The organism is Streptomyces sp. AHA2 (assembly GCF_036857595.1).
Lineage (GTDB): Bacteria > Actinomycetota > Actinomycetes > Streptomycetales > Streptomycetaceae > Streptomyces.
The window spans coordinates 26,063-47,064 of the sequence record NZ_JAUQWJ010000026.1; the positions used below are offsets into that span (position 1 = coordinate 26,063).

Consider the following 21,002-nt stretch of genomic DNA (forward strand, 5'->3'; position numbering starts at 1 on the left):
CGGCGGGGCCTCAGCCGTCGTCGCCGACCCGCCGCCGGTAGACCTCGACGACGCGCCGGAGGGAGTCGTCGAGGTAGCCCGCGAGGAGACGTTCGGCCTGTGCGCGGTCTCCGTCCTGAAGCGCCTGGAGGATGGCGACATTTCGTGCGATGTACGGTTCATGCAGCCGCTGGGGTTCGTCCACGACGTGGAAGGCCAGGCGCAGTTCGGCGAAGACGCTGCGCATCAGCTCGGCCGTGCGCTCGCTTCCCGACAGGGCGACCAGTTCCCGGTGGAAGTGGATGTTGGCCGTGCCCACGGCTTTCCAGTCGCCGTCCCGGGCGGCGGCCTGCCCGTCCTCGACCGCGCTCGCGAGCCCGTCGAGAGGGTGGGGCGGCTCGCCGAGACCGCGTACGACCGCGCACTCGACGAGCCGGCGGGTGCGGTAGATGTCCTCGACGTCCTCCACGGTCAGGACCCGGACGAAGACCCCCCGGTTCAGCTCGTGGACGAGCAGGCGTTCGTGGGTGAGCAGCCGGAACGCCTCGCGCAGCGTGTTGCGGGAGACGCCGAGCGCGCCGCCGATGCTGTCCTCCGACAGCCGGGTGCCGGGCGGGAAGTACCCCTCGGCGATGCGGCTCCTGAGGATGTCCGAGACCCGTTCCGCAGTGCTGGTGCGCCCCAGGAGAGCCCGGTCGTCGGCGAGGTCCTTCAGCTGCTCTGCCATGCCCGAATTCAATCGCACATCCCGGGAACAACCAACATGGGTATTGAGGGATCGTTGAACAATCCTCTACGGTGCTGGACATGGCGCCGCGCCCCCACCCCGGTGCCGACCGCTTCGCACGGCACGGCTCACTTCCGTAGCACCCTCCGTCCTCACTCTGCGAGGTGCCCATGAGCACGACCCCTCCACCGCAGGCACTGCCCGGCGACACCCGCGACCGGGCCGCCGGACCCGGCCCGGACGCCGGGGCGCTGGGCTGGCTGCGCGCCCTGGGCCCGCGGGGCCGCCGCGCCTTCGCCGGCGCCTTCGGCGGCTATGCCCTGGACTCGTACGACTACTTCACGCTGCCGCTGAGCATGGTCGCGCTCGCCGCGTACTTCGGCCTGGACAGCGGCCAGACGGGTCTGTTCACCACGGTCACCCTGGTGGTCTCGGCGATCGGCGGCGCCCTCGCGGGAGTTCTCGCCGACCGCGTCGGCCGGGTCAAGGCGCTGATGATCACGGTGATCACCTACGCGGTGTTCACCGTCGCCTGCGGATTCGCGCCCAACTACGAGACGCTGCTGGTCTTCCGCGCCCTGCAGGGCCTCGGTTTCGGCGGTGAGTGGGCGGTCGGCGCGATCCTGGTGGCCGAGTACGCGAGCGCGAGGCACCGGGGCCGCACGCTGGGCGCGATCCAGAGCTCCTGGGCGGTGGGCTGGGGCCTGGCCGTGATCGTCTACACCGTGGTGTTCTCCGTGGCCGGTGACGACCTGGCCTGGCGGATCATGTTCTGGACCGGGGCGATGCCGGCCCTGCTGGTGATCTGGCTGCGGCGCAGCGTCCACGACGCCCCCGAGGCGGCCGCCGCGCGTGAACAGAGCGCGCAGAAGGGGTCGTTCACCGCCATCTTCAAGCCGGGCCTGCTGCGCGTGACGCTGTTCGCCGGGCTGCTGTCGACCGGTGTGCAGGGCGGCTACTACACGCTGGCCACCTGGGTGCCGACCTACCTCAAGTCCGAACGCGACCTGTCGGTCGTCGGCACCGGCGGCTACCTGACGTTCCTGATCTCGGGCGCCTTCATCGGCTACCTGACCGGCGGTTACCTCACCGACAAGCTGGGCAGGCGGCGCAACATCTGGCTCTTCGCCCTGCTGTCCGCGCTGTGCATCCTGGCCTACGCGAACATCCCCAGCGGCGCCAACACCCTGCTCCTGGTGCTGGGTTTCCCGCTCGGATTCTGCATGTCGGCGATCTTCAGCGGCTTCGGCTCCTACCTGAGCGAGCTGTACCCGACCGCGGTGCGCGGGACCGGGCAGGGCTTCACGTACAACACCGGGCGCGCGGTGGGTGCCGTGTTCCCGACCACCGTGGGGTTCCTGGCCGACAGCTGGGGCGTGGGCGGCGCGCTGGTCTTCGGCGCGATCGGCTACGGCATCGCCGCACTGGCCCTGCTGGGGCTGCCCGAGACGCGCGGGAAGGAGCTGACGTGAACCGCACCGGTACCGAGGACCGCCCGCTGCTCCTCGTCGACGAGCAGGCGCGCGCGTGGAGCCCGGCGGCGGCCCGGGCCCGCTTCCGGGAGGGCCTGACCGGGCCCACGGCCGGGGTGGCGGCGGGCCACACCCAGGTCAACCTGATCTCCGTGCCCGCGGACTGGGCCTACGAGATGCTGCTGTTCTGCCAGCGCAACCCCAAGCCCTGCCCCGTCCTCGACGTCACCGACGCCGGCTCCTGGACCACCGTGCTCGCCGAGGGTGCCGATCTGCGCACGGACCTGCCGCGCTACCGGGTGTGGCGGGACGGCCAACTGGTGGACGAGCCGACCGACGTGCGCACCCACTGGCGGGACGACCTGGTGTCGTTCCTCATCGGGTGCAGCTTCACCTTCGAGTGGGCGCTGGGCGAGGCCGGCGTGCCGATCCGCCACGTCGAGCAGGGCCGCAACGTCCCGATGTACGTGACGAGCCGGCAGTGCCGTCCCGCGGGGCGGCTGCACGGCCCGATGGTGGTGTCGATGCGGCCGGTGCCGCCGCGGCACCTGGCGGCGGCGATCCGGGAGAGCAGCCTCCTGCCGGCCGTGCACGGCAGTCCCGTGCACTGCGGCGACCCCTCGGGGCTCGGCATCGGCGACCTGGGCCGCCCCGACTTCGGCGACCCGGTGGACGCCGAGCCGGACGACATCCCGGTGTTCTGGGCCTGCGGGGTGACGCCGCAGGCGGCCGTGATGGCCTCCCGCCCGCCGTTCGCGCTCACCCACGCCCCGGGGCAGATGTTCGTCACCGACGCCCGTGACGAGCAGTACCGCGTGCTCTGACAGGAGACACTGAAACCATGGCCTGCATCGATCTGAACGCCGATCTCGGCGAGGGCTTCGGCCGCTGGCGGCTCACCGACGACGAGGGGCTGCTGTCCGTCGTCACCAGCGCCAACGTAGCGTGCGGTTTCCACGCCGGGGACCCGGCCACGATGCGCCGGGTGTGCGAGCTGGCGGCCGCGCGCGGTGTGCGGATCGGCGCCCAGGTCTCCTACCGGGACCTGGCCGGGTTCGGGCGGCGCGCGATGGACGTGCCGCCCGCCGAACTGGCCGCGGAGGTCGCCTACCAGATCGGCGCCCTGGAGGTGTTCGCCCGCGCGGCGGGCGCCCGCGTCGCCTACGTCAAACCGCACGGCGCGCTCTACAACCGGGTCGTGCGCGACGAGGAGCAGGCCGCGGCCGTCGTCGAGGGCGTGCTCCTCGCGGACGCCGCCCTGCCGGTCCTGGGTCTGCCCGGCTCGCGCCTGCTGGAGCTGGCCGCGAAGGCGGGACTGCCGGCCGTCACCGAGGCGTTCGCCGACCGCGCGTACACCGACGCGGGCACGCTGGTGCCGCGCACCGAGGAGGGCGCCGTGGTCAGCGACCCGGAGGCGGTCGTCGGGCGGTCGGTGGAGCTGGCCCGCACCGGCAGCGTCGTCGCCCGCTCGGGCACGCGCATCGAGGTACGCGCGCGTTCCCTGTGCCTGCACGGCGACACACCCGGCGCGGTGGACCTGGCCCACCGGGTGCGCCGGCGGCTGGAGGCGACGGGGGTCGTCGTGGAGGCCTTCGCATGAACGTGCTGCCCGCCGGTGAGGACGCCCTGCTCGTCGAGGTCTCCTCGGTCGACGAGGCGCAGGCCCTGCACGCGGAGCTGCTGCGCCGCCGCGCCGAGGGCTCGCTGTCGGCCCGCGAGATCGTGCCGGCGGCCCGTACGGTCCTCCTGGACGGCCTCGACTCACCCGCCCGGCTGGCCGCCGAACTGACCGCCGCCGAACTGCCGCCTCCTCCCCCGCCCTCGCGCGAGGTGGTCCGCATCCCGGTGCGCTACGACGGCCCGGACCTGGCCGACGTCGCCGCGCTCTGGGGCGTGCCGGCGGCGGAGGTCGCCCGGATCCACGCCGGAACGGAGTTCCTGGTCGCCTTCTGCGGCTTCGCCCCCGGCTTCGGCTACCTCACCGGCCTGCCGTCCCGCTACGACGTGCCGCGCCGCTCCACCCCGCGCACGGCCGTCCCCGCCGGCTCGGTGGCGCTGGCGGGACCCTACACGGGCGTGTACCCGCGTTCCTCGCCGGGCGGCTGGCAGCTGATCGGCACCACGGACGCCGTGCTGTTCGACCACGCGCGCGTGCCGGCCGCGCTGCTGTCGCCGGGCACCCGTGTGCGGTTCGTCCCCGAGGCGGGATCATGACCGACCGGGCGCTCGCCGTCGTACGGGCCGGGGCCCTCACCACCGTGCAGGACCTCGGCCGGCCCGGCCACGCCCACCTCGGCGTCCCGCGCTCCGGCGCCCTGGACCGGCCCGCGGCGGACCTCGTCAACCGGCTGACCGGGAATCCGTCCGGGGCGGCCGTGCTGGAGACGACCCTCGACGGCTGCGCGCTGCGGCCCCGTTCGGACGTCACCGTGGCCGTGGCCGGTGCGCCCTGCCGCGTCACGGTGGACGGCCGGCCCGCGGCCTGGGGCGCGCCGCTGCGCGTGCCGGCCGGCGCGCTGCTGGACATCGGCCCGGCCCTGACCGGCGTACGGACCTACGTCGGCGTCTGCGGGGGCGTCGCGGTCGAGCGCGTGCTCGGCAGCCGCTCCACCGACCTGCTGTCGGGTCTCGGCCCGCCCCCGCTCACCGACGGCACGGTCCTGCCCCTGGGGCGGCCGACGGGGGTCCACGCGCGCGTGGACGTGGCCCCGCAGCCGGCGCCGCCGGCCGAGCTGGTCCTCGGAGTGACCCTGGGACCGCGCGACGACTGGTTCACCCCGCACGCCGTCCGCACCTTCGTCTCCCGCCCCTACCGGGTGTCCTCCGCGAGCAACCGCATCGGGCTGCGGACGGAGGGGCCCGCCCTGGAGCGGGCCCGGGCCGGGGAACTGCCCAGCGAGGGGATGGTGCTGGGCGCCGTCCAGGTCCCGCCGGACGGCAGGCCGGTGGTGTTCCTGGCCGACCACCCGACCACGGGTGGCTACCCGGTGATCGCCGTGGTCCGCGCATCCGACCTCCCGGCAGCCGCCCAGGCGTCCCCCGGCACTCCGGTCCGCTTCGTGGCGGTACGCCGCCGCTGAGTCCGGTGGCACGGGCCTGACGACGCCCGTCCGACGGATCGGGCCCTTCCGTCAGACAGGTCCCGGGTGTTCCACCGGTGAGAGGGCGGCGAGGGCCGCCGAGACCGCCGCCGAGGCCCGCAGGTCGAGACGGGCGCTCGTCCCGCGGGCGCGGTGCCCCAGCTCGTCGGCGGCGAGGGCCAGGAGCTGGGGCAGCAGATCGGTGCACCGGCGCGCCACCCAGCCGGTGCCGGCCGTGGCCAGCCACCACAGACGCGCGGGGACGGTGGGGCCGGGCGACTCGGGCTCGGGCGAGGGAGCGGGCCCGCTCGCCAGACCCCGCTCCGCGAGCAGCGCGTGGAAACGCAGGGCCAGTTGCCGGTGCCCGCGCTCCCCCGGATGCAGCCGGTCCGCGCTCCACATCGCCCGGTCGGTGATCCACTCGCCCCCACAGACGTGCAGGTGCAGGGCGCCGTACCGCTCCGACAGCGCGTGCACCACCGCGTTCACGGCCCGCTGCCGCCGCGCCAGTGGACGGGCGAGGGCCGGCGGCAGGCCCAGCATCCGGCCCGGGTCGGGCAGGCAGGCGGTGAGCAGGACGGCCCCCCGAGCGGTCAGGGACGCGTACACCTGGTCGAGCCGGGCCGCCACGGCCTGGATGTCGAAGCTGTGGCGGAGTGTGTCGTTGACCCCGACGATCACGGACGCGAGGTCGGGGCGGCACTCCAGCGCGGCCGGCAACTGCCGTTCCAGCACGTCCCGGCTCTGGGCGCCGCTCACCGCGAGGTTGGTGAACCGGACGGGTGGCCCGGCGGCTCCGCCTGCGGTGAGCCCGGTTGCGAGCAGGGCTGCCCAGCCTCGCCAGCCGCCGCCGACCGGATCACCCACGCCCTCGGTGAGCGAGTCGCCCAGGGCCACGAACGCCCGGTGCCCGCTGCGCTGCGCCACGCCCTCGCACCGCGAGCCTTCGCACAGCGCGACCCCTTGCTGCAGCCCTTCGTCCCGCGGACACCCCCGGAGCCCGGCGGCCCGGCGGGCGCCCGCCCGCCGCAAGCACCCCGAATGCCCCGAGGTCCCGGCCTGCGGGCGGTCCCCGCCGACCGGCGTCACGGCCCCCGGCGGTCTCATACCGGCTCCCCCGGCACGAGCGGCCGGGACGCCACGGCCCCCGGCCCGGCCGCCCCGGCGGGTCCGGCCGACCCGGTCGGTCCGGCAGGCCCAGCCGGTCCGGTCACCCCGGCCGCCCCGGCCGACCCGGTCAGCCCGGCGGGACGGGCCACCCCAGGGGACCCGGTCGACGTCATCGGCGTCGGCACGGGGGTCGACGGCCGGGCCGGGACGGCCGCGTCGTGCGCCGCCAGGAAAGCGTCCACCGCCGCGTCCCACCCGAAGCACTCCGCACGCGCGCGTGCGGCCTCCCGCCGGTCCGCTTCCGGCCGGTCCAGCAGCCGGTCCACCCCGTCCGCGAAGGCCTCCCCGTGGTCGGCGGCGACCGCACCGGCGGACCCGACGACCTCCGGCAGCGCGGACGAGGCGCTCGCCACCACGGGTGTGCCGCAGGCCATCGACTCCAGGGCGGCGAGCCCGAAGGTCTCGGCGGGGCCAGGGGCCAGGACGAGGTCGGCGGACGCCTGGAGCGCGCCGAGCACCCCGTGGTCGGCGACGTGGCCGAGGAAGGCGACCGGCAGGGCACCGGCTCGCGCCCGCTGTTCGAGCCGGGCGCGCAGCGGACCGTCCCCTGCGACCACCAGCACGGCCCTGCGCCCTCGCCTCAGCAGGGCCTCCAGGGCGTCCAGAGCCGTACCGGGACGCTTCTCGACGGACAGACGCGAGCACATGAGCAGGAAGGTCCGGTCCGCACGCGCGTACCGCGCCCGCAGCTCGGGGTCCCGCAGGCCGGGGTGCCGCGCCACCAGGTCGACGCCCAGCGGGGCCCGGACCACGTTGCGCGCCCCGACGCGCACGAACTCCCGTTCGGCGAACTCGGTCGTGCACACCACGCGCGCGTACGTGTGGGCCGTGCGGATGTTGAGGGCGTCGGCGGCCTTGCGTGCCGCCGGTGCGGGCAGGCCCCAGGTGCGCAGGACGCCGTCGGCGGTCTCGTGGGAGACCATGACGGCCGGGACCCGGGCGCGCCGCGCCCACTTGCCGGTCCAGCGCAGGGTCGTGCGGTCGGACACCTCCAGCCGGTCCGGTGCGAGTTCCTCCAGCAGCCGGGCCACCTGCTGCTTCCCGGTGAGGACGCGGTAGCCGCCGGTGCCGGGCAGCAGCGGTCCGGGGAGGGTGATCACCCGGCCCTGTCCGGTCTCCCGGTCGCTCGCCCGCTCGCCGGGGATCACGAGGACGGGTTCGTGTCCCGCCGCCCGGTATCCCTTGCCGAGTTCGCGCAGGGCGGTGCGCAGGCCCCCGGAGGAGGGCGCGACGAAGTTGGCGAGCCGGACGATGCGCAGCGGCCGGCTGCCCGTGCCGCTCCGGTTCATGCCGCCACCGCCGTCCGGCGCCCCGCGAGCACCTGCGCGTAGTACCCGATCAGCCGGTCGCCGACGGCCGCCCAGGTGCGGCCCTCGACCGTGGCCCGTCCGGCGGCGCCGAAGGCCGCCCGCACCCCGGCGTCGGCGGCCAGGGCGCGTACCGCGTCCCGGACGGCGTCGGGGTCGTGCGGCGGCACGAGCAGTCCGGTGCGCCCGTGGGCGACGAGGTCCAGCGGTCCGCCCGCGGCCGGTGCGACGACCGGCAGGCCGCTGGCCATGGCCTCCTGGACCGTCTGGCAGAAGGTCTCGAAGGGACCCGTGTGCGCGAAGACGTCGAGGGAGGCGAAGATCCGGGCGAGGTCGTCCCCGGTGCGCCGGCCCAGGAAGACCGCGCCGGGCAGCGCCTCCTCCAGGCCGGGGCGGCTGGGGCCGTCGCCGACGACCACGACGCGCACGCCGTCCAGCCGGCAGGCACCGGCGAGGAGTTCGACGTGCTTCTCGGGGGCGAGGCGGCCGACGTAGCCGACGATCAGTTCGCCGTTCGGGGCGAGTGAGCGGCGCAGGGCCTCGTCGCGCCGGCCGGGCCGGAACCGTGCGGTGTCGACGCCGCGCGGCCACAGCCTGACCCGCGGGACGCCGTGTGTCTCCAGGTCGCGCAGGGCGGCGCCGGACGGGGCCAGGGTGAGGTCCGCGGCGCCGTGCACCGAGCGGATGCGCCGCCACGCGGCGGCCTCGCCGGCCCCCATGTAGGTGCGGGCGTATCCGGCCAGGTCGGTCTGGTAGACGGCGACGGCCGGGACGCCGAGACGGGCTGCGGCCGCCATGCCGCGCACGCCGAGGACGAAGGGACTGGCCAGGTGGACCACGTCGGGGCGGTGCCCGGCGAGGGTGGCGGCGAGCCGCCGGCTGGGGAGGGCGACCCGGACCTGCGGGTAGCCGGGCAGCGGGAGGGAGGGGACGTGGACGACGGGGCACGGCGTGGACGCGTCGGGCCTGCTGCCGGGCGCGGGAGCCGGGGCCACGACGACGGGGGCGTGACCGCGGTCGGCGAGGTGCCGGGCGGTCTGGAGCGCGCAGTGGGCCACGCCGTTCACATCGGGAGGGAAGGACTCGGTGACGATGACGACACGCATACCGGTGTTGTCGCCGTGCCGGACGTGGTCACGTCAACGTCGATCTGTCAGGGCGAGGAACGGCCCATGAGCGTTGCGCTGTGCACCCGCGCGGGTCGGGCCGCGTCCACGACCTCCTGCCCCGCGCGTCACCGGACGTTCATCCGCGCGGCCTGACACGGCTGCGGCGTCGTCCGGAAGGGCCTGTCCGAGAGGGCCTACACGGCGGTCTCCCCGGGACCGATCCGGCTGCGTACGGCCGTCTGCACCTCGGCCTCCTCGGCCGGGTCGGCGGCGAGCCGGCGCAGGCGCTCCACGACACGGGTGTCGCCGGTCTCGGCGTGCCGGGCGGCGAGTTCGCGGGTGGTCTCCTCGCAGTCCCACAGGCACTCGACGGCGAAGCCGGTGCCGAAGGCGGGGTCGGTGGCGGCGAGGGCCCGGGCGGCCCGGCCGCGCAGGTGGGAGGAGGCGGTCTCGCGGTAGATGTGCCGCAGCACGGGTGCGGCACAGACGATGCCGAGCCGTCCGGTGCCGTCGACGAGGGTCCAGAGGGTGGGGGCGTCGGGGCCTTCGCCCCGCACGGCCTCGCGCAGAGCGGCGAGGACCGGCTCGCGGTCCCGGGCTCCGCCCCGGCAGGCGAGGACGCGCCCGGCGGCGGCGCCCAGCGCGTCGGGCCGCCGGGCCCAGCCGCGCGCCCGGTCGACGGCGGCGAGCGAGCGCATGCGCTCGAAGGCGTCGACGGCGGCGTCGACGACCAGCGGCGTCCCGGAGGACACGGCCGCCTCGATCAGGTCGAGGGCCTCGGGGTCGCCCGCGTCGGCGAGGTAGCGCAGAGCCGTGCAGCGGGCCCCGTCGCCGCCGGCCTCGGCCGCGCGGACGATCTCGTCACGGTCCTCGGGACCCGCGACGGCGCTCAGACAGCGGGCGGCCGGCACATGGAGTGCCGCGCCCCGGTCGATGCCCTGCTGGGCCCACTCGAAGACCGCCTGCACGCTCCACCCGGGGCGTGGGCCCGCCGGCCGCATCTGCCGCTGCCATCGGTCGAAGCTGCCGGCCTCGTGGGCGGCACGCACGCGTGCGGAGACGGACTCGCGGGGATCCTCGGCCCACAGCCGCCAGGGGCGGGGCTCGAAGGCGTCCCTGACGGTGGCGGCCAGCTCGGCCTCGCCCTCCGGGTCGGTGGAGAAGCGCGCGAGGACGGGTGCGGCGAGGGCGCGCAGGCCCGCGTCGTCGTCCCTGAGGGCCAGTTCGTCCAGCGCCCAGGCCCAGTTGGAGCCGTGGGCGGCGTACCTGCGCAGCAGGTGGAGCGCGTCGCGCCTGCCGTAGGAGGCGAGGTGGCCGAGGACGGCGAGGGCGAGCCCGGTGCGGGACTCCTCGGTGTCCACCACGTCCTCGGCGTCGAACAGGTGCGCCTCGATCTCGTCCAGTTCGCCGTCGAGGTCGAGGAAGAGGCGGGCGTAGTAGAGGGAGCGGTTCTCCACCTGCCAGTCGTGGCGGGGATCGTTCAGCACGCAGTGGTTCAGTGCCGCGAGCGCCTCGGGGCGCGGGGCGGTGAGCGCGTGCAGTGTGCCGTCGCCGCGGCCCCGCTGGAGCAGGCCGAGCAGCGTACCGCTGGGCGCTATGACCGGATCGAACATGGGAAACAGCCTCACATCAAGCGTCGACGCAACCGGGGACGTGTACTACCTGGCCGCGCGACAACACGTCGGAGTGCCCGCCGTTTCCTGCTTGCTGTAGACCATCTTCCTCTGCCTCTCGTCGGTGGCCCTTGCGGGCCGCTCACGGCCCGCGCGGTGCGGCAACACCTGCCCAGCCGTCACGTCCGTGAATCACGTCGTCATGATGACCCGGCACTTCCGTCCGCCGCGACCGAAATTTCGGCGGCCCCGTACCGCCTCCCCCGTTTTCCGTGTCGTTCCAGGTCAGACCGGTCGTCTCACAGCTCGCCGAACAGTTCGAGCAGTTCCGTCCGGCCGAACATGCGCGCGGTGTCCACAGCCGAGGGGGTGCCCGCGGAAGGGTCGGCTCCGGCCTCGAGGAGAGCCTTGACGACGTCCGTCTCCCCCTTGAAGGCCGCTCCCGCGAGCGGGGTCTGGCCTCGGTCGTTCACCCGGTCCGCGTCCGCGCCGCGATCGAGCAGGGCGCGCACGGCGTCGGAGTGGCCGTGGTAGGCGGCGAGCATGACGAGCGAGTCGCCGCGGTCGTTGGTGAGGTTGGCCGGAACGCCCGCGTCGACGTACGCCACGAGTTCCTCGGTCCGTCCCCGCCGGGCCAGATCGAAGATCTTGGTCGCCAGCTCCACGACCTCGGGGTCGGGGACTTCGGTCATCGGCCGGACCACCTCTCCACTACGCGTCACGTCGGGTGCGTACGCCTGCGCGTGCCGCAGCCGTACGAGTGAATCGCCAGGGTACTGGCTCGCGCGGCACATGACCCGAAGTGCCCGAGGTAAAGATCACCGCAGACGCGGACCGGCGCAACAGGCCGGCCCGCCCACGCCCGAGGACCGCTCCACCGACCGGGGGAAATCGTCCGATTTTCACCCAGTTGCACCTTTTATCGTATGGATACATGCTGTGAGCCTGGAAGTACTCATGGTGACTGTCCCCGCGAACCAGGAGAACTCACATGATCCTCTCGATCTCAGGCGTGGTCCTGCTCGGCATCGTCGTCTTCATCTTCTTCCGCAAGGACGGGCTGAAGGCGTCCCACGCCGTGGTGGCCATGCTCTTCGGCTTCTACCTCGCCAGCACGGCCATCGCGCCGAGCATCAAGGCGGGCGGCGAGAGCCTGGCGAGCCTCCTCGGCGGAATCAAGTTCTGACGACCCCGCTCTCCGTACGCATCCCGCCCGTACGCACCCACTGGAGGCAGTAGTGGCCCGGCGCCCCCTCCCCCGCATTCTGAGCAACGGCAGCGCGCAGCTCGCCCGGAGCCGGGAGCTGGCCCGGACGGCCGCCGACAGCGCCACGGACGTCCTCCATCCGCTGATCACGATCGCGCGCGGTCTGCGCCGGCTGGCCGGGGCCGGGCGGCGCAGGTGGACGCAGACGCCCAAGGAGAGACGGGGAGCGCTGCTGTTCCTCGTCGCCTCGGTCGTCCTGGTCGTGGCCCTGGTGCCGTACGGACCGCTGCTGGCCGCCATCACCCTGATGGCGGCTGCGGCGTGGCAGGGCAGGGACCGCACGCCGGCGGCACCCGACGGGCCCGACGAGTCGCAGGCCCAGCGCCTGAAGTCGCTCTACGAGGCGCTGGTGCCGTACTTCTCCACGGCCGAGGACCCCGAGCCGCTGTACGCGCACGGTGGCGCGTGGGACAAGGCCTTTCCCACCTACGCGTTCGACGGCGGCGGCCGCATCTCCCAGCTGGTGGTGCGCTACCCGGCGTACTTCACCGACGGCGAGCCCGACTCCCGCGCCCGCATCGAGCACCTCCTCGCGGCCAAGTCCGGCCGGGGCCGCGAGTACCACTTCACGTGGGACGAGGAGGGCAACCAGCTGACGCTCGGCGTGCTGCAGCCGCTCCCCGTCGACATCACCGCCCAGCGCTTCGTCACCGCGCCCGGCGAGACGGTCCTCGGCTTCACCGACTCCACGCAGGTGCGGCGCACCCTCCCCCTCGGTTCCGGTCAGCGGCAGCGCGACGTCCCCCCGGTGGTCTGGCGCACCGGTCTGCGCTCCACCGAGCCGCATCTGCTCGTCCTCGGCCAGCCGGGCAGCGGCACCTCCACGCTGCTGCGGTCCATCGCCCTGCAGGCGCTCCAGCACGGCGACGTGGTGATCGTGGACGGCGGCGGCACCGGCGAGTACGCGTGCCTGACCGGCCGGGACGGCGTCCTGGCGGTCGAGTGCGGTCTGGCCGGGGCCACGGCCAGCCTGGAGTGGGCCGCGACCGAGACGGAGCGCCGTCTCATCGCCGCCAACCGGGCCCACCAGGCAGGGCACCCGCCGCCGGAGGACACCAAACGTCCGCTCTGGATCCTCCTCGACCGGCCCACCGCGTTCACCCATCTGGCCGCGGCGGACGACCGCAAGGATCCGCAGACCCTCCTCCAGGTCCCCCTGCGCCACGGCCGTCCGGCGAACGTGACGGTGGTCGTGGCCGACCAGCTCGACGCGCTGGACGCCCTGGCCGAACCGGTCCGCCAGCACACCCGCGCGCGCATGGTCCTCGGCCCTGCGACGGCCGACCGGCTGGAGACGGTTCTGGGCGCACCGCCGCAGTCCACCCCCCTCGACCAGGTCCCGCCCGGCCGCGGCTACGCACGCCTCGGCAACGGCCCGGTCCACCGCCTCCAGGTCCCCGGCACGCCGAACCCCTTCGACGACGCGGCCCCCGAGGCGCACCGCGAGGCGGTCCTCGCCCTGCTGCCGCCCCGTACGACGCCGGCGGACGGGGAGACGGTCCCCGAGCCGGACGGGGCGGACGGCACCCCGGAGCCGCTGCCGGCGGACCTGGAGGAGCAGCCGGTGGCCGCAGCGGCGGAGCCCGCGCCGCAGCGGGCCGAACCGGTGGCCGTGCCGACGAAGGGGCCCGCGACGGGCCCGGTCCAGCTGATGACCAAGGGGCCGGCACCCACTCCGGTGCAGGTGATGGCGAAGGGGCCCCTGCCGACGGCGGTCCAGGTGGTGGCCAGGGGGGCCGTGCCGGCCGCGGTCGCCCTGCGGACCGGCAGCTCCGCCGCGGCTCCGGCGCAGGCCGCGAACCCCGCCCCGGGCCCCGCCCCCGCCGCGACGGGCGGGCCCGCCGCCGGGTCCGCCCCGGCCGGACATCCCGAACCGGGCCCGGCCCGTGTCCCCGCCGGCGAGCACAGGCCCGACCCGGCGGCGGTCGCCGCAAGGGAGCGGCCGGCGAACCCGGTGCCCGTACTGGCCGAGCCGGAGAAGGCGGAACGGCCCTGACCGCCGCCCGCTGACGAGAGCGGTTCCTCTCCTGGGAGGAACCGCTCTCCCCGTTCCGGGCGGCCCTGTCCGTCCTACGCCACGAACGTGCGGGGCGGCTCGGAGCCGCCGACCCCGCCCGACTCCACCAGCGCGGCCGCAGCGGCGAGCCGTACCGCCGCCTCCTCGGCCACCGCCCCGCCGACGGTGAACGGCAGCCGCACGTACCCCTCGAACGCGCCGTCCACCCCGAACCGCGGCCCCGACGGCACACGCACGCCCACCCGCTCGCCCGCCTCCGCGAGCCTCGACCCCGACAGCCCGCCGGTGCGCACCCACAGCGTCAGACCGCCCTGCGGAACCTCGAACTCCCACCCGGGCAGCTCCCGCCGCACGGCGGCCACCAGCTCGTCCCTGTTCGACCGGGCCTGCTCGCGCCGCACCTGCACCGCCTGCTCCCAGCCGCCCGTCCCGAAGAGCCAGTTGACGGCCAGCTGCTCCAGGACCGGGGTGCCGAGGTCGGCGTAGGCCCGCGCCGCGACGAGGCTGCGGATGACGTCCGGCGCGGCCCGCACCCACCCGATCCGCATGCCGGCCCAGAACGCCTTGCTCGCCGAACCGACCGTGATCACCGTGGACCCGGCCGGATCGAAGGCGCACACCGGGCGCGGCATCTCCACCCCCGGGTCGAGCCACAGCTCGCTCATCGTCTCGTCGGCGATCAGCACGGTCCCGGCGGACCGGGCCGAGTCGACGAGCCGCCGGCGCTGGTCCTCGCCGGCGAGGGCCCCGGTGGGGTTGTGGAAGTCGGCCACGACATAGGCGAGGCGCGGCGCCGCGTCCCGCAGCACCTGCCGCCAGCGGTCCATGTCCCAGCCGGAGAGCCCCTCGGCCATCGCGACCGGCACCAGCCTGGCCCCCGCCTCGCGCATCAACTGCAGGATGTTGGCGTACGAGGGGGACTCCACGGCGATGCGTTCGCCCCGTCCGCCGAACAGGTGGCAGATCGCGTCGATGGCCCCCATCGCGCCGGTGGTCACCATGATCTGCTCGGGCATCGTGGGGATGCCGCGCGCGGTGTAGCGCTCGGCGATCATGGAACGCAGCGCCGGCAGTCCCGCGGGGTAGTCGCCGTGCGTGTGCGCGTACGGCGGCAGTTCCTCGAGTGCGCCCTGCACGGCCCGGGTGAGCCACGGCTCCGGGGCGGGCAGCGCCGCGCAGCCGAGGTCGATCATCGAGCCGAGCGCCTCCGGCGGCAGCGGCTCCAGTCCCCGGGCGGGCAGCGGATTCCCGGCGGGGACGGCGGTCCAGCTGCCCGCGCCGCGCCGGGATTCCAGGAACCCCTCGCTGCGCAGGGCCTCGTAGGCGGCGGCCACCGTCGTACGGCTGACGGACAGGGCCAGGGCGAGTTCCCGTTCGGCGGGCAGCCGGGCGGCCACCGGGACCCGGCCCTCCAGCACCAGCAGGCGGATGCCGTCGGCGAGGGCGCGGTAGGCAGGGGGGCGGCGGGTGCCGGGCCCCGCGGGGCGGTCCTGCTGGGAGTTGAGGAGCCGGGCGAGCTGTGCCGCCCCCACGGCCGAGGTCCACTGCGCCATCGAAATCAGTCCACCTTCCCCGAATTGGCCCTGGATGGCCATTCCATCCACGCCACAGGGTGTCATGTGTCAGTCCACTACCACCACCAGGGGGGCACCACATGGCCACGCGGGGGCATCTCGCCCGGCGGCTCGTCCAGCTCTACGCCGGACTCGCGCTGTACGGGGCGAGTTCGGCGCTGCTCGTCCGTTCCGGGCTGGGCCTGGAACCGTGGAACGTGCTGCACCAGGGCCTCGCCGAACTCACCGGGCTGTCCATCGGCGTCGTCCTCACGATCGTGGGCGCCGCGGTGCTGCTCGCCTGGATCCCGCTGCGTCAGCGGCCGGGCCTGGGCACGGTCTCCAACGTCCTGGTGATCGGCATGGCCATGGACGCGACCCTGGCGCTGGTGCCGGACGCGCACGGCTGGCCGCTGCGGGTGGGCCTGATGGTCGGGGGGATCGTCCTCAACGGGGCGGCGACCGGCCTCTACATCGCGGCCCGCTTCGGCCCCGGGCCGCGCGACGGGCTGATGACCGGACTGCACCAGCGCACCGGCGTCTCGATCCGTCTGGTGCGCACGGGCATCGAGCTGACCCTCGTGGCGACGGGCTTCGTCCTGGGCGGCACCGTCGGCATCGGGACGCTGCTGTACGCCGTGGCGATCGGCCCGCTGGCGCAGGTGTTCCTGCGGGTGTTCGCCGTCCCCGCGGCGCCCGCCGGCAGCGCGGTCGTTGCCACCGGTCAACCCCGAGGGGCGATACTGCGTCCGTGACCCCGCGGATACGCCATCCCTACCTCGACCATCCCGGCCCGATCCCCTTCGCCCACCGGGGCGGGGCGGCGGACGGCCTGGAGAACACGGTGCGCCAGTTCCGGTGCGCCGTCGAGGCGGGCTACCGGTACCTCGAGACCGACGTCCACACCACTCGCGACGGCAGGCTCGTCGCCTTCCACGACACGACCCTGGACCGGGTCACGGACGGCGCGGGCCGGATCTCCGACCTGCCCTGGCAGGAGGTGCGGCAGGCGCGGGTGGCGGGCGTGGAGCCCCTCCCCCTCTTCGAGGAGCTGCTGGAGACCTTCCCCGACGTGCGCTGGAACGTGGACGTGAAGTCGGAGTCCGCCCTGCTGCCCTTCCTCGACCTGGTCGGCCGCACGGACTCCTGGGACCGGATCTGCCTCGGCTCGTTCTCCGAGGCCCGCGTGGTGCGCGCCCAGCGGCTGGCCGGCCCCCGCCTGGCCACGTCCTACGGCACCCGGGGCGTGCTCGGCCTGCGGCTGCGTTCCTGGGGGCTGCCTGCGGCGGTGCGCCGCTCGGCGGTGGCCGCGCAGGTGCCCGAGGCGCAGTCCGGCATCCAGGTCGTGGACGGCCGCTTCGTCCGCGCGGCCCACACGCGCGGGCTCCAGGTGCACGTGTGGACCGTGAACGAACCGGAGAGCATGCACCGGCTCCTGGACCTCGGCGTGGATGGCATCATGACCGATCACATCGACACACTGCGCAAGGTCATGGAGGACCGCGGCGTCTGGGTCTGAGACCCCGGGCTCGCTCGGCCGGCTGCGCGCGTTTCACGGGGAAGCGAGGGCACGGGTGGGTACGGACACCGTGCGGACGCCGCCGGCCGGCGGGGCGGAACTCAGACGCGAGCAGCGCGGCTGGTACTTCTACGACTGGGCCTGCTCGGTCTACTCCACGAGCGTGCTCACCGTCTTCCTCGGCCCCTATCTCACGTCGGTGGCCGAGTCGGCCGCCGACGCCGACGGCTACGTCCACCCCCTGGGCATCCCGGTGCGCGCCGGGTCGTTCTTCGCCTACTCGGTGTCGCTGTCGGTGATCGTGGCGGTGCTGGTGATGCCGCTGGTGGGCGCCGCCGCCGACCGCACGGGCCGCAAGAAGCCCCTGCTCGCGGCCGCCGCGTACACCGGCGCCGGGGCGACGACCGCCATGTTCTTCCTGGCCGGCGACCGCTACCTGCTCGGCGGCGCCCTCCTGGTCGTGGCGAACGCCGCCCAGTCGGTGGCGATGATGCTGTACAACTCCTACCTGCCGCAGATCGCCCCGCCCGAGCAGCGCGACGCGGTCTCCTCCCGGGGCTGGGCCTTCGGCTACGCGGCCGGTTCGCTGGTCCTGGTCGCCAACCTGGTGCTCTACACCGGGCACGAGCGCTTCGGCGTCTCCGAGAGCACGGCGGTGCGCATCTGCCTGGCGTCGGCCGGCCTGTGGTGGGGCGCCTTCGCCCTCGTCCCGCTGACACGGCTGCGCGACCGCGCCGCGTCCCGGCGCGAGGCGGCCCTGCCGGGGTTCAGGCAGCTGGCGGCGACGATCCGGGACATGCGCCGCCACCCGCTGACCCTCGCCTTCCTGCTCGCCTACCTCGTCTACAACGACGGCGTCCAGACGGTGATCTCCCAGGCCTCGGTCTACGGCTCCAGAGAACTGGGCCTCGGCCAGTCCACCCTCATCGGCGCGGTCCTGCTGGTGCAGGTACTGGCGGTGGCCGGGGCACTGGCGATGGGCCGGCTGGCCCACACCTACGGCGCCAAGCGGACGATCCTCGGCTCGCTGGTCGCGTGGACGCTGACCCTGGCGGCCGGATACTTCCTCCCCGCCGGGGCCCCGCTGTGGTTCTTCGTCCTGGCCGGCGGGATCGGACTGGTCCTCGGCGGCAGCCAGGCGCTGTCCCGCTCCCTGTTCTCCCACCTGGTCCCGCCCGGCAAGGAGGCCGAGTACTTCTCCGCGTACGAGGTGAGCGACCGCGGCATGAGCTGGCTCGGGCCGCTGCTGTTCGGGCTGACCTACCAGGTCACCGGCAGTTACCGGGACGCGATCATCTCGCTGGTGGCCTTCTTCGTGCTCGGGTTCGTGCTGCTCGCCCGGGTGCCGGTCCGGCGTGCGATCGAGGAAGCGGGGAACCCGGTTCCGGACCGGATTTAGCACTGAACGCGAAAGGGCGGTAGTGTACGCGTTTGGCCTGCCAGGCGTACCGTTACTGCGCGTCAAAGATGTCGAAACGCTGGGTTACATCTGGTATCAGATGTGACAAACCGGGCGCTGGTGGGTACAACAAGGGCGGCTACGACGGCGACGCATGACCCGGAACGGGACTCGGAACGGGAATCTTTACCGCCGACCGGACGTTGACCGGATGACGACGACAGCGACACCTGTCCTGTGGGCGACAAGCCCGGGAGGCACGATTCATGAGTGAGCGAGCTCTTCGCGGCACGCGCCTCGTGGTGACCAGCTACGAGACGGACCGCGGCATCGACCTGGCCCCGCGCCAGGCCGTGGAGTACGCATGCGAGAAGGGGCACCGCTTCGAGATGCCCTTCTCGGTCGAGGCGGAGATCCCGCCGGAGTGGGAGTGCAAGGTCTGCGGGGCCCAGGCACTCCTGGTGGACGGCGACGGCCCGGAAGAGAAGAAGGCCAAGCCCGCGCGTACGCATTGGGACATGCTGATGGAGCGGCGCACCCGTGAGGAGCTCGAAGAGGTCCTCGAGGAGCGTCTGGCGGTTCTGCGCTCCGGTGCGATGAACATCGCTGTTCATCCCCGGGACAGCCGCAAGTCGGCCTGACCCGACCCGGCCTGGTCGATTGATCAGCGCACGTCAGTAACCGAGGGCGCCGTACGGTTCGTACGGCGCCCTCGGTTTGTCGTGCTCCGGTTCCCCCGGGCGGGTCAGTGCGTCAGCGGCGGGCGCGGCTGCTGCGGGGCGTCACCGCCCGGCTCGTCGCGGACGACCTCGCCCTGGACGACCTTGCCGTCCGGCTGGTGGATGCGCGCCTGCCGGAAGACCCCGCCCAGCGTGCCCGGGTCGGCCTCGCGGAGCTTGCGCTCGAAGGTGCGCTCGGCGGAGCGGCTCACGGCCCTCTGCACCGGCGGCAGCAGCAGGAGCAGGCCCACCGCGTCCGACAACAGCCCCGGGATGATCAGGAGCAGGCCGCCCAGCATCATCAGGCCGTTGCCCTCGCCGGCCGGCCGGGCCCCGGCGGGTGCCGTCCCGCTCTGCTGCTGTTGCAGCGTCTCGGAAAGGCTGCGGAACGCGCGCCGCCCGGCCCGCTTGATCACCACCGAGCCGGCGGCGACCCCGGCCAGCAGCACGAGCAGCACCACCAGTGCGCTCGACGCCCCGGCGACCAGCGTGAGCAGCCAGACTCCAGCACGAGCCACACGGCGACGCCCAGCGGCAGGAACGTACGCAGCCGGGAGCGCCGGGGCGGAGCGGAGTAGGGGGTCTGAGCGCCAGTCGTCATGCCCCCAGTGTGCCTGGCCCCGGCTCAGCACGGGATAAGCGCCCGGCCAGGGGTTCCTGTGCGGGGCGCTCGGAGCCGCGAGCGCGACGCGCGGGCCGGGCGTGCCGCCCGGCGGCACCGGCGCCTGACGGCTCGCCGCCTCCGCGGTCGTTCGGGCCTCGCGCCCGCACTCTCCGGTGACGGAGCGAAACCGTTCGGACGGCCGCACGTTGCTCCCGGCGGCGGACCCGCCGGGCGCCGGCCACGGACCGCCGGTCAGGAACGCGCCCGGGCGCCCCCCTTCGCCGGTGCCCCGCGACGAGCAGCGGGTGCGGCGGCTAGGCCTTGGGGGGCTTGGCGCCGCGGCCCGTCGCCTTGCCGACCCTCTCCCCCACGCCCCACGCCGTGACCCGCCACAGCGCCTCGACGAGGATGTCCCGGCTCATCTTGGAGTCGCCCAGCTCGCGCTCGACGAACGTGATCGGCACCTCGACGACGTGGTAGCCGGCCTTGACGGCGCGGCGGGCCAGGTCGACCTGGAAGCAGTAGCCCTGGGAGGCGACCTCGTCGAGGCCGAGGCCCTCCAGGGTCTCCCGGCGGAAGGCCCGGTAACCGCCGGTGATGTCACGCAGCGGCAGATCGAGCGCCAGCCGGGAGTAGAGACTGCCGCCCCGGGAGATGACCTCGCGGGACCGGGGCCAGTTCACCACGCGGCCGCCGGGCACCCAGCGCGAGCCGAGCACGAGGTCGGCGCCCTTGAGGGCGGTGAGCAGACGGGGCAGTTCCTCGGGCTGGTGGGAACCGTCGGCGTCCATCTCGACCAGCACGCCGTAGCCGCGCTCCAGACCCCAGCGGAAACCCGCGAGGTAGGCGGCGCCGAGGCCCTCCTTGCCCTTGCGGTGCAGCACGTGGACGTGGTCGTCCTGGACGGTCAGCTCGTCGGCCAGCTTGCCGGTGCCGTCCGGGCTGTTGTCGTCGGCCACGAGGACGTGCGCCTCGGGGACGGCCCCCCGCACCCGGCCGACGATGCTCTTGACGTTCTCCGCCTCGTTGTAGGTCGGGATGATCACCAAGACCGTGCCGAGCGGGCCGAACTTCCTCCCCTGGGCCCCTGCCGCGAGGGTTCCGTCGCCGTCGTTCACTGATGCCCCTTCATGTCCTCGTTCAGGGGTCCACCATAGTGCGCCCGGCCTGCGATGACGTGACCGGACGTTCGAATTGTCGTGTCGGGACCGCGAGAGGTGGACGCGAACGCCTCCTCCGGAAGGGTGTACGACGAATGGGGGCCCGGCGCCCTTCGGGCCGACCTGGGATCCGCTGGCTGCGGATCGACCGAAAGCCGTTGTCTACTGAGCGCCCGGGCCCCACCCGGGTCACACCTCCCCGACCGGCCGGAACGTTCCCTCGGCGCGGCTCCGGCCTGAGCCTGGCTCCCAGTGGCGGTGCCCCGGTGCGGCACACCGTCCCTGACCCGGCGGTGCCGCGGCGAGT

18 protein-coding genes and 2 pseudogenes are annotated in these 21,002 nt (G+C 74.4%); 11 read left to right on the forward strand and 9 right to left on the reverse strand.

Annotation, left to right across the window (positions count from 1 at the left end; all coding sequences use genetic code 11):
- Positions 1 to 10: 10 nt before the first annotated feature.
- The gene (locus tag Q5694_RS31540; RefSeq protein WP_333936934.1) at positions 11 to 706 is read right to left on the reverse strand and encodes a GntR family transcriptional regulator; all 696 of its coding nucleotides are present in this window, start codon (positions 704 to 706) and stop codon (positions 11 to 13) included.
- A 170-nt stretch (positions 707 to 876) separates the two neighbouring features.
- Between Q5694_RS31540 and Q5694_RS31545 the strand changes: the two genes are divergently transcribed.
- The 5 genes from Q5694_RS31545 to Q5694_RS31565 are packed head-to-tail and all read left to right on the forward strand — an operon-like array spanning position 877 to position 5,258.
- Entirely contained in the window at positions 877 to 2,178 is a 1,302-nt protein-coding gene (locus tag Q5694_RS31545; protein WP_333936935.1) for an MFS transporter, read from the forward strand.
- Positions 2,175 to 3,002: a putative hydro-lyase gene (locus tag Q5694_RS31550; protein WP_333936936.1), complete on the forward strand. Its 828-nt coding sequence runs from the start codon at positions 2,175 to 2,177 to the stop codon at positions 3,000 to 3,002. The genes Q5694_RS31545 and Q5694_RS31550 overlap by 4 nt, the downstream gene beginning before the upstream one ends.
- A gap of 17 nt (positions 3,003 to 3,019) precedes the next feature.
- Positions 3,020 to 3,778 (forward strand): LamB/YcsF family protein, encoded by a 759-nt coding sequence (locus tag Q5694_RS31555; RefSeq protein WP_333936937.1) that lies wholly within the window; start codon positions 3,020 to 3,022, stop codon positions 3,776 to 3,778.
- A complete protein-coding gene (locus Q5694_RS31560) occupies positions 3,775 to 4,392 on the forward strand; it encodes a 5-oxoprolinase subunit B family protein (RefSeq protein WP_333936938.1) in 618 nt (205 codons plus the stop codon). Before Q5694_RS31555 ends, Q5694_RS31560 begins: the two co-directional genes overlap by 4 nt.
- A complete protein-coding gene (locus tag Q5694_RS31565) occupies positions 4,389 to 5,258 on the forward strand; it encodes a biotin-dependent carboxyltransferase family protein (RefSeq protein WP_333936939.1) in 870 nt (289 codons plus the stop codon). The genes Q5694_RS31560 and Q5694_RS31565 overlap by 4 nt, the downstream gene beginning before the upstream one ends.
- Before the next feature lie 51 nt (positions 5,259 to 5,309).
- Here Q5694_RS31565 and Q5694_RS31570 read toward each other — a convergent pair whose 3' ends face one another.
- From Q5694_RS31570 to Q5694_RS31590, 5 genes are all read right to left on the reverse strand, one after another.
- Entirely contained in the window at positions 5,310 to 6,185 is an 876-nt protein-coding gene (locus Q5694_RS31570; RefSeq protein ID WP_333936940.1) for an SGNH/GDSL hydrolase family protein, read from the reverse strand.
- Between the two features lie 176 nt (positions 6,186 to 6,361).
- Positions 6,362 to 7,717 (reverse strand): glycosyltransferase, encoded by a 1,356-nt coding sequence (locus Q5694_RS31575; RefSeq protein ID WP_333936941.1) that lies wholly within the window; start codon positions 7,715 to 7,717, stop codon positions 6,362 to 6,364.
- Complete coding sequence (locus tag Q5694_RS31580) at positions 7,714 to 8,841, reverse strand: glycosyltransferase family 4 protein (RefSeq protein ID WP_333936942.1); 1,128 nt, start codon at positions 8,839 to 8,841, stop codon at positions 7,714 to 7,716. Before Q5694_RS31580 ends, Q5694_RS31575 begins: the two co-directional genes overlap by 4 nt.
- 197 nt (positions 8,842 to 9,038) lie before the next feature.
- A complete protein-coding gene (locus Q5694_RS31585) occupies positions 9,039 to 10,457 on the reverse strand; it encodes a HEAT repeat domain-containing protein (protein WP_333936943.1) in 1,419 nt (472 codons plus the stop codon).
- 299 nt (positions 10,458 to 10,756) lie between these two features.
- Positions 10,757 to 11,149 (reverse strand): ankyrin repeat domain-containing protein, encoded by a 393-nt coding sequence (locus tag Q5694_RS31590; RefSeq protein WP_333936944.1) that lies wholly within the window; start codon positions 11,147 to 11,149, stop codon positions 10,757 to 10,759.
- Between the two features lie 299 nt (positions 11,150 to 11,448).
- Here Q5694_RS31590 and Q5694_RS31595 point away from each other — a divergent pair, with 299 nt between their 5' ends.
- A complete protein-coding gene (locus Q5694_RS31595; protein WP_030843336.1) occupies positions 11,449 to 11,643 on the forward strand; it encodes a hypothetical protein in 195 nt (64 codons plus the stop codon).
- Positions 11,644 to 11,695: 52 nt separating this feature from the next.
- Positions 11,696 to 13,229, forward strand: a pseudogene (locus Q5694_RS31600) (hypothetical protein); the annotation flags it as partial.
- Positions 13,230 to 13,794: 565 nt separating this feature from the next.
- Here Q5694_RS31600 and Q5694_RS31605 read toward each other — a convergent pair.
- Complete coding sequence (locus Q5694_RS31605) at positions 13,795 to 15,294, reverse strand: SCO1417 family MocR-like transcription factor (RefSeq protein WP_333936946.1); 1,500 nt, start codon at positions 15,292 to 15,294, stop codon at positions 13,795 to 13,797.
- Between the two features lie 101 nt (positions 15,295 to 15,395).
- Between Q5694_RS31605 and yczE the strand changes: the two genes are divergently transcribed.
- From yczE to Q5694_RS31625, 4 genes are all read left to right on the forward strand, one after another.
- Entirely contained in the window at positions 15,396 to 16,049 is a 654-nt protein-coding gene (gene yczE, locus Q5694_RS31610) for a membrane protein YczE (protein ID WP_333936947.1), read from the forward strand.
- Complete coding sequence (locus Q5694_RS31615) at positions 16,046 to 16,813, forward strand: glycerophosphodiester phosphodiesterase (protein ID WP_333936948.1); 768 nt, start codon at positions 16,046 to 16,048, stop codon at positions 16,811 to 16,813. Before yczE ends, Q5694_RS31615 begins: the two co-directional genes overlap by 4 nt.
- Positions 16,814 to 16,868: 55 nt before the next feature.
- Positions 16,869 to 18,212: an MFS transporter gene (locus Q5694_RS31620; RefSeq protein WP_333936949.1), complete on the forward strand. Its 1,344-nt coding sequence runs from the start codon at positions 16,869 to 16,871 to the stop codon at positions 18,210 to 18,212.
- A 266-nt stretch (positions 18,213 to 18,478) separates the two neighbouring features.
- Positions 18,479 to 18,853, forward strand: coding sequence for an RNA polymerase-binding protein RbpA (locus Q5694_RS31625; protein ID WP_003977404.1), 375 nt, complete (start codon positions 18,479 to 18,481; stop codon positions 18,851 to 18,853).
- Between the two features lie 104 nt (positions 18,854 to 18,957).
- On the opposite strand, the pseudogene fxsA reads toward Q5694_RS31625, so the two are convergent.
- Together fxsA and Q5694_RS31635 are read right to left on the reverse strand one after the other, a co-directional pair.
- Positions 18,958 to 19,532, reverse strand: a pseudogene (gene fxsA / locus Q5694_RS31630) (FxsA family membrane protein).
- Between the two features lie 317 nt (positions 19,533 to 19,849).
- Positions 19,850 to 20,653 carry a polyprenol monophosphomannose synthase gene (locus tag Q5694_RS31635; protein WP_333936950.1) on the reverse strand — a complete coding sequence of 268 codons (804 nt, stop codon included), beginning with the start codon at positions 20,651 to 20,653 and terminating at the stop codon, positions 19,850 to 19,852.
- Positions 20,654 to 21,002 lie beyond the last annotated feature (349 nt).

Bases quoted from the DNA above. Each gene is read 5' to 3' on its own strand.
- Q5694_RS31540 (WP_333936934.1), bottom strand. From the start codon at position 706: ATGGCAGAGCAGCTGAAGGACCTCGCCGACGACCGGGCTCTCCTGGGG.
- Q5694_RS31545 (WP_333936935.1), top strand. From the start codon at position 877: ATGAGCACGACCCCTCCACCGCAGGCACTGCCCGGCGACACCCGCGAC.
- Q5694_RS31555 (WP_333936937.1), top strand. From the start codon at position 3,020: ATGGCCTGCATCGATCTGAACGCCGATCTCGGCGAGGGCTTCGGCCGC.
- Q5694_RS31560 (WP_333936938.1), top strand. From the start codon at position 3,775: ATGAACGTGCTGCCCGCCGGTGAGGACGCCCTGCTCGTCGAGGTCTCC.
- Q5694_RS31565 (WP_333936939.1), top strand. From the start codon at position 4,389: ATGACCGACCGGGCGCTCGCCGTCGTACGGGCCGGGGCCCTCACCACC.
- Q5694_RS31575 (WP_333936941.1), bottom strand. From the start codon at position 7,717: ATGAACCGGAGCGGCACGGGCAGCCGGCCGCTGCGCATCGTCCGGCTC.
- Q5694_RS31580 (WP_333936942.1), bottom strand. From the start codon at position 8,841: ATGCGTGTCGTCATCGTCACCGAGTCCTTCCCTCCCGATGTGAACGGC.
- Q5694_RS31585 (WP_333936943.1), bottom strand. From the start codon at position 10,457: ATGTTCGATCCGGTCATAGCGCCCAGCGGTACGCTGCTCGGCCTGCTC.
- Q5694_RS31590 (WP_333936944.1), bottom strand. From the start codon at position 11,149: ATGACCGAAGTCCCCGACCCCGAGGTCGTGGAGCTGGCGACCAAGATC.
- Q5694_RS31595 (WP_030843336.1), top strand. From the start codon at position 11,449: ATGATCCTCTCGATCTCAGGCGTGGTCCTGCTCGGCATCGTCGTCTTC.
- Q5694_RS31605 (WP_333936946.1), bottom strand. From the start codon at position 15,294: ATGGCGCAGTGGACCTCGGCCGTGGGGGCGGCACAGCTCGCCCGGCTC.
- yczE (WP_333936947.1), top strand. From the start codon at position 15,396: ATGGCCACGCGGGGGCATCTCGCCCGGCGGCTCGTCCAGCTCTACGCC.
- Q5694_RS31625 (WP_003977404.1), top strand. From the start codon at position 18,479: ATGAGTGAGCGAGCTCTTCGCGGCACGCGCCTCGTGGTGACCAGCTAC.